General features: G+C 48.4%; 6 protein-coding genes. 5 read left to right on the top strand and 1 reads right to left on the bottom strand.

The features are described 5' to 3' along the window. The first annotated feature begins 354 nt into the window (after nucleotides 1-354). The 5 genes from CUZ56_RS12475 (at nucleotide 355) to CUZ56_RS12455 (ending at nucleotide 5,493) form a co-directional block, all read left to right on the top strand. On the top strand, nucleotides 355-714 hold the full coding sequence (locus CUZ56_RS12475; RefSeq protein ID WP_204250897.1) for a UxaA family hydrolase: 360 nt from the start codon (nucleotides 355-357) through the stop codon (nucleotides 712-714). Nucleotides 715-716: 2 nt separating this feature from the next. Next, nucleotides 717-1,889, top strand: a complete 1,173-nt coding sequence (locus CUZ56_RS12470; RefSeq protein ID WP_126980734.1) for a UxaA family hydrolase — start codon at nucleotides 717-719, stop codon at nucleotides 1,887-1,889. Between the two features lie 275 nt (nucleotides 1,890-2,164). Next, nucleotides 2,165-3,631 carry an SLC13 family permease gene (locus CUZ56_RS12465; protein WP_126980733.1) on the top strand — a complete coding sequence of 489 codons (1,467 nt, stop codon included), beginning with the start codon at nucleotides 2,165-2,167 and terminating at the stop codon, nucleotides 3,629-3,631. A gap of 97 nt (nucleotides 3,632-3,728) precedes the next feature. Continuing rightward, nucleotides 3,729-4,604: a fumarylacetoacetate hydrolase family protein gene (locus tag CUZ56_RS12460; protein ID WP_126980732.1), complete on the top strand. Its 876-nt coding sequence runs from the start codon at nucleotides 3,729-3,731 to the stop codon at nucleotides 4,602-4,604. Nucleotides 4,605-4,701: 97 nt separating this feature from the next. Then, nucleotides 4,702-5,493, top strand: a complete 792-nt coding sequence (locus CUZ56_RS12455; protein WP_126980731.1) for an SDR family oxidoreductase — start codon at nucleotides 4,702-4,704, stop codon at nucleotides 5,491-5,493. A gap of 105 nt (nucleotides 5,494-5,598) precedes the next feature. On the opposite strand, the gene CUZ56_RS12450 is transcribed toward CUZ56_RS12455, so the two are convergent. After that, entirely contained in the window at nucleotides 5,599-7,587 is a 1,989-nt protein-coding gene (locus CUZ56_RS12450; RefSeq protein WP_162615348.1) for a sigma 54-interacting transcriptional regulator, read from the bottom strand. Nucleotides 7,588-7,664 lie beyond the last annotated feature (77 nt).

The following is a 7,664-nucleotide window of genomic DNA, read 5'->3' as shown; positions in this document are numbered from 1 at the left end:
TTTTTACTAACTCATTGATTCCAAATAAGAATCACACCGGGTCAATAATGACCCGGGGGAACACCAACGCTATTCAACAGCCTCAAATCTCGTCGTTGGTTCAATCAATACCGGCACTTCTACGGTTTCACCCAACTAAACCAAGTGCAGAACGCTTCGTCCTTACTCAAACTAATTTCTTTGACCCTTAGGAGCAAATTGCATCAATGCAGTTTTTGCATTTATGCATGCAGATTCTGCAACCAAATGTATCTCATCGCTGGCAGCACACTCTCTTACACAGTTCGTTGTTTTACAAGGAGAAAATTCCTTTTCTCCTGAGTGATTAGGACCTGGCACGCATGTTGCTCATCAATGGCTACATCAGAGAAAAGTATTTCTCAAGCTCTATCAAAAGGGGATTCTGCGATGAAGGAATTGTTAAAAGAGCAAAGTGCAAAAGCTGCGCTCATCTTGCACCCTACAGACAATGTTGCTGTGGTGGTTGCAGATATTGATAAAGGCGACGAATGCATTATTCGTCGTGTTGATGGCAGCGAATATGCTGTACAGGCTCAAAACGATGTCAAGTTTGGGCACAAAATTGCACTGGCAGATATTGCCAAAGATGCGCCTGTCATCAAGTATGGAGAAGAGATTGGCCGTATGGAGGTCGCAATTAAAAAGGGCGACTGGATTCACAACCACAACATGTGTTGCTCAAGGGGGATGTGATTATGAATGATTCATTTTGGGGTTATGAACGTGAAAACGGGCAATATGGCATTCGCAACCATGTGGCAATTATTCCATCTGTTTTTTGTGCAGCGAAGGTCGCTGAGCGTATTGCGCAAAATGTACCGCGCAGTATTTTTATGCGCCATCCTGTTGGATGCAGCCAGGTTGGTAACGATCTTGATACCACGGCCCAGACGCTGATCGGCATTGGCAGAAATCCCAACATTGCTGCAGTTGTCGTGGTTGGGCTTGGGTGTGAGCGTTTCAAAGCCAAGGAACTGGCTGAAGGCATTGCTTCAACAGGCAAGCGCCTTGAAACTGTGGTGATTCAGGAGGAAGGGGATACGCTGCGTGCCATTGAAAAAGGCTCCCGAATCGCACAGGCCATGTTAGAGGCCATATCACAGGAGCGTCGCCGGGAGGCATCTGTCAGCCACCTGATGATTGGTCTGAACTGTGGCGGCTCAGACATGACCAGCGGGCTTGTCGCTAATCCGGCCCTTGGAATCGCCTCCGATCGTCTGGTCGAACAAGGTGGTAGCTCCATTCTCTCTGAACTGACAGAGCTGCTTGGCACCCAGCATATCCTGGCACGCCGCGCGATCAATGAGCAGGTTGGCAAAGAGATAGAAGATGCAATCAATGCCATGGAAGAGCACCTGACCAAGCAAACCAGGGAGTCCACAAATGAAAATCGCCGCCATCTGATCTCAACGGGCAACTATGACGGCGGGCTTTCCAGCGTTGTGGAGAAGTCTCTTGGCAGCATGAAGAAGTCTGGAGAAAAAGCAAAATTCATGGAGGTATTTGCAACCGGCGCAATCCCCAGCAAACGTGGGTTGCTGCTGATGGACGGCCCTGGGCATGACGGCGAAGTGGCAACAGGGCAAGTTGCTGCCGGCGCACAGATCATCTGCTTTCCAACCGGGCGGGGCACGCCTTCAGGCTTCCCGGGTGTTCCTGTCGTCAAAATCACCGGCAACCCGCACACTTATAACCGCATGCGAGCCAATATCGACATCAATGCGGGCGAAGTGTTATCGGGTCAATGTTCTCTGAACGAAATGGGAGATCGTATCTATCAGGAAATTCTTGATGTCGCCTCCGGCAAATTGTGTAAGGCAGAAGAGTTTGGTCACGACGAACTCCTTTGCATTACCAGAAAGCCGTAGTTCATACAGGATTGATGGACGAGGTCTGCATATCAAAAAAGATTCTCAAAATCATTTTGTTGAATATGCCAATACGTTTGTACCAGCAGCCATGACAAGGCACCCGGTTAAACAGCGTTCATAGATCTTATCTGTCTGAAGACGAGCAGCATACCTCCTCTTTGAGAGGATGAGGTAGGGCGTTCTATTTCCTAAATTGAAGGTTTTAGTGGTCTATATCGTTTTTTGCATCACGCCAATGAAGCAACTTAGACCACACATTGCAAGGAAAGAAAATGAGCAACCCAAGTAAGTTTGAAAGTTTCGGCAAGCGATATGGTCTTTTGCTGAGCGTAGGCATTGGTCTGCTGGTTTGGTTTTTACCGATGCCAGACGGGATGACAATCATCCAGCATAAACTGCTGACCATATTTTTCAGTGCGGTAACGCTTTGGATTACGCAGGGCATTGGTTTTGGGCCCAGCGCTTTTATCGTGTGTTCTCTTCTGTATTTCTGGGTAGGCAACCTGGCCGGTAAGGTTGATGAAAGCGGCGGCCTGATTCACGATGCGGGGTTTGCAATTGCAGGTTTTTCCAATTCGGGCCTGTGGCTGCAGACAGCTGGTTTCATCATTTCAATTGCCATGATTGAAACAGGGGTTGCCAAACGGCTTGCCCTGCACATGTTACGCTGGCTGGGCAAAAGTCCTTTCGGTGCCATTCTGACTCCTATGCTTGCCAATATGCTGATCTCTCCCCTCACCCCTTCGAATACCGCAAGAACCACCGCATTACTGCCCGTGGTCGAAGGGATTGCCGATTCGTATAAAGCGCAAAAGGGAGGCAATTTTGGTAAAGCACTTTTTATATGTAACAGCCTGTCTTCCAATATCACAGCTTCGGCTTTCATGACAGGAACCGTTCCCAACCCCATGGCCGTCACCATGATCATCAGTGTTGCGGGGGCATCCATCATGACGTCATGGGGCTACTGGGCTTTAGTGGCTTTTCCGGTCAACATGATTTTGCTGGTACTGTCTGTTGGTATTGTGACGCGCATCTTTAAACCGGAGATGAGTGCCATCCCCGGAGGCACTTCGTATATACAGGAAGAGCTCCGGCAGATCGGTCCGATGAAAGCATCCGAAAAGCGCACCATCTTTTATTTTCTGCTGGCGCTTGCGCTTTGGTCCACCGATTTATGGCACCATTTCAACTCCACTTTCATTGCTTTTCTGGCTGTCATACTGATTTTCCTGCCCAAGATTGGCGTGCTGACCTGGAAAGAGGCAAATAAAGGCATTCCATGGGAGCTGTTTGTTTACTTTGGCGGTGTTCTTTCGCTGAGTGCCGCATTGGTTAAAACCGGCGCCATTGAGTTCATCATCAGGGCTGGAATGACGCACCTTGGTATTGAAAATGTCAGCATGCTGCCTTTCATGATCGGTTTAATGGGGTTCACGATTTTCAGCCACATGTTCTGGTCAACCACAACAGCCATGTGCGGGGTCATGATTCCTATTTATATCGGCATTGCGCAGACTTTCAATTTCCCGATTGTCAGCTTCGTGCTGCCACAGGCCTTCCTGATCGGCTACGCATTCTTCTTCCCGTTCAATACCCAGGGCAACATCATCATGATGGGACCAGGCTACCACAGCACAGCAGACTTGTTCCGCTCAGGCCTGGCAGTGGGTTTTGCCGCCTGGGCATTGTGGGCTCTTGCCGCTATTTTCTACTTCCCCATCGTTGGTTTGCGTTAAATCCTGATGCAGACATGACGAGATTTGTTTTAATGACTTCTGCCAAAAACCAGTTCATTTTTAATGGCAGGCAGATACACCTACGGAGAAATTGATCATGAGACTTTCAACCATTGTATTAAACGGAGCAGAAACCGCTGCCATCGTCTCTTCCAAAGGGTTGGTCCCGGTTACTGATGTCAATACAGCATACAACAAGTGGTGGCCCACAGATATCTTCAATATTTTGCAGACCGGCAGTCTGGATGCAATGCGGCAATGGTATTGCAACGGCGGGAAAGAGCGTCTTGAAAAACTGCCGGCCATTCTCAAAGAACATGCTTTTTATGCCCCGCTTTACCGGCACCCTCACAAAATATGGGGCATTGGGCTTAATTATGTAGACCACGCCGGCGATCTGGCCGAAAAAGCACCGACAGGCCGCCCCGCCAGTTTTCCGAAATGGGATAACACCATCATCGGTCATACCGGAACGATTGAAATTCCGACGCAGTCCGAAAAGACAACCGGCGAATCGGAACTGGGTATTATTTATGGCAAAGAATGTAAAGATGTCGAGCCGGAAAACTGGCTTTCTGTGGTAGCCGGGTTTACCACCATCATTGACATGACAGCAGAAGACATTCTGCGCGCCAATCCGCGTTATCTGACCCAGGTCAAAAACTTTGACACCTTCTTTTCTTTTGGCCCTGAACTTGTCACGCCCGATGAAGTTGACGATGTCATGAAGCTCAACGTTGCCACAGTCATCAACGGCAAAGTACACGCCAGAAACACTGTCTCCAACATGACATTTCCGCCTGACTTTCTGATTTCATTCCACTCTAAAATTGCCACAATGTACCCGGGGGATGTGATCTCAACAGGAACGCCACGTGCCGTGCATATCAACGAAGGTGATGTCATAGAGTGCCATATTGATGGCTTTGAATCCCTCGTTAACTCGGTGAGAGATTTGAAAGTCAGTCAATAAACACAGCTAAAAAAGAGTCTGAAAAATGAGGCATGCATGGATTGATCATACTTCATTTTTCATGATCAGAATTTTCAAAAAATAAAGGAAAGCAAATATGGAAACCGGCTTAAAAGATAAACCCGTTATTGTGATGGCATCCAGCGCAGGACTGGGCAAAGCAGCCGCACTTGAATTCGCCAGGGAAAAAGCAAACGTCATGCTCTTTAGCCCGTTTGAAGATGAGCTCAAACAGGCTCAGGCAGAAATCGAAGCGGCCACAGGTAACAAGCCGGCGTATGTCATCGGAGATATCACCAAAAGTGAAGACATTAAAAAAGTTGTTTCTGAAACGGTAAATGCTTTCGGTTCCGTGTTTGCTTTGGTCAACAACGCCGGCGGCCCGCCCGCAGGCAGCTTTGACAGCTTTACAGATGATGACGTGTGGCAAAAAGCCTATGAGCTGAACCTGCTCTCATATATTCGCAGCATTCGTGAAGTGCTGCCCCACATGCGCAAAGCGGGGGGTGGACGCATCGTCAACTACACCTCCTCCTCGGTCAAGCAGGTACTTGATAACCTGATTTTGTCCAACACCTTCCGAATGGGCGTAATCGGCTTATCCAAAACGCTGTCTCAGGAGCTGGGCAAAGACAATATTCTCATCAACGTCATGGGGCCGGGCCGGATTGGAACCGCCCGCATTGCCTATCTTGATGAAGTCAGGGCCAAAAAAGCCGGCCTGACCATTGAGCAGGTGCACGACAACGCTATCAAAGGCATTCCTTTGGGCCGCTATGGAACACCAGAGGAATATGCCAAGCTGACCGTGTTCCTGTGCTCACAGGCCAATACCTACATCACAGGACAAACCATGCTGGTTGATGGCGGTATGACCAAAGCATTCTAAAAAAGGGCATCAACCCTTCTCTTCTATAAAATCATATGCAACTTTAAGCATTACCTTGCAACGCATATTGCAGGTAATGCTTTTTTAGATCAGAACCCCCCTGTTTTATAAAACGACTTTTTTAATACCATAGCGCTGCATTTTTCGGTAAAGCGTCGTTTTGTGTATGCCCAGAATTTCTGACGTTTTCTGCTGGTTGCCATGTGTGCTGCGCAGCGTTTCAATGATGCGATTGCGCTCACAGTCTGATGACGCAGGGCAGCATGCATACTCGTCACTGTCTGCAACCTCCTTGGAAACAGACTTTTCTATGACTTCTTTGCCAATGGCCGCCGGGCCTCCGGTGGTATCCATCCAGTCTGGCAAACGGATGTATTCCATGGCTGCATGAACATGTTTTGCACGTATCAACCCGTTTTTATGAAAAAAGCACAACCGCTGGACACAATGTTGCAATTCACGGATGTTGCCATACCATACTCCCCCAGCCAGGGCATCAATGGCATCCGGAGAAAAAATCCGGATATTTTTTTCATAAAACCCGGAAAAATATTCAACCAGCACGGGGATATCTTCTCTGCGCTCTCTTAACGGTGCAATCAGAACAGGAAACACATTCAGGCGATAAAAAAGGTCTTCCCTGAACTCCCCTTTTTTCACCATGCCCCATAAATCCCTGTTGGATGCGGCAATCACCCGAAAGTCCAAAGGCGTGTAATGTGAACTGCCAAGCCGGGAAACCCCTTTTTCCTGCAACACACGCAACAACCGGGTTTGTCCGTAATGGTCCAAAGCAGATATTTCATCCAGGAAAATAGTTCCTGTATCGGCCATCTCAAAAAACCCGGGTTTTCCTTTTTTCATGGCCCCGGTAAAAGCGCCCTCTTCATACCCGAACAGCTCTGACTCCAGTAACGACGGGGGAATAGCCGCACAGTTAACCGCAACAAACGGGCAATGTTGCCGCAGGCTTGCATTATGTATGGCCTGGGCAAAAATCTCTTTACCCGTACCGGTTTCGCCAAACAAGAGAATGGGGCTCGATGTTTTGGCAGCAGCTTCGCATAATTGAATTGCTTTTTGCAATGCAGGTGAATTACCAATGATTGAATCAAATGATTTGTCGGCGGTATGGCCTTTGGATGTTGGCCTTTTTTGTATTTGAAGCTCTGCAACCTGCTTGATCCGCTCCACTTTCTGGAACGTAATCACCACACCGTGCAGCAAATCGGCTTCCTGATGCTTGATCACATTCACAATGAATTGCTGATTGTGATAATGAACCAGCTTATCTGAAACTGTCTGCCGTGCTGACACAAGCTCATAGATTTGCGGCCATAGCGATTTGAGTGTGCGCGGCTCATCCTGTTCGGTAAGACCCAGCAATTTTTTGGCAGCGGTGTTCAATATGGTTATGTGATTCTCGGAATCCAGCGATATGATTCCTTCCTTGATCGCACCCACCGTTGTTTTAAAATGATTGGCCTGCAGCCGCTCCAGACTACGGGCCAAGGCAATTGTATGCCCCTCCCGCAAAGCCTGCTCCAGTGACGACTCCCCGCTGACATATTGAAGAAACAAGGGCCGTTCGCTATGAATATTCTTCCGGGTTGTGACGCCGCCAACCAATACATCCACACCGTCGCTCTGGGCAAGCTTGACAACCCTGCGGATGGAATCACTTGAAGCCTCGCTTTTGTACACCCGGACATCCAGATGAATCAAGTCGGCAAAAGCTGCAATATCCAGATTGATATCCTGATAGGTCACAATCCCGATGCGGGGAAAGTCCAAGCCGCTGTGTTGTTTGGCCTGAGAAATAATCGCACACAGATCGCTGATATGAAATGGAATATTGACCAAAGGAATGCTGATCCCGGACTGCTTGATTAGCTCAAGGGTCGCCCCCCGGGAGACAATGGCATGGACCCCCTTCTTTTCCATCCGCTTCGCAATGGGAATCGCCGTTTCCAGCGCAGCATGATGTATCTCTACACAGTGGGTCAGCCCAAGCTTAGAGATCATGGCAAGCATATCCTGATACAGGCCGATATCGCCGATATCATCAGGCACTATGATTCCAATGCGTTCCATGCTGCTCTGCATCATCAAAATAATGTCAAAAAAATGCTGATATGCACACCATCATACATGATGAGCAAGGCATGAAC

Origin of the sequence: Saezia sanguinis (assembly GCF_003991585.1) — a bacterium.
GTDB lineage: Bacteria > Pseudomonadota > Gammaproteobacteria > Burkholderiales > Burkholderiaceae_C > Saezia > Saezia sanguinis.
This window is presented reverse-complemented; position numbering and strand designations above follow the sequence as displayed.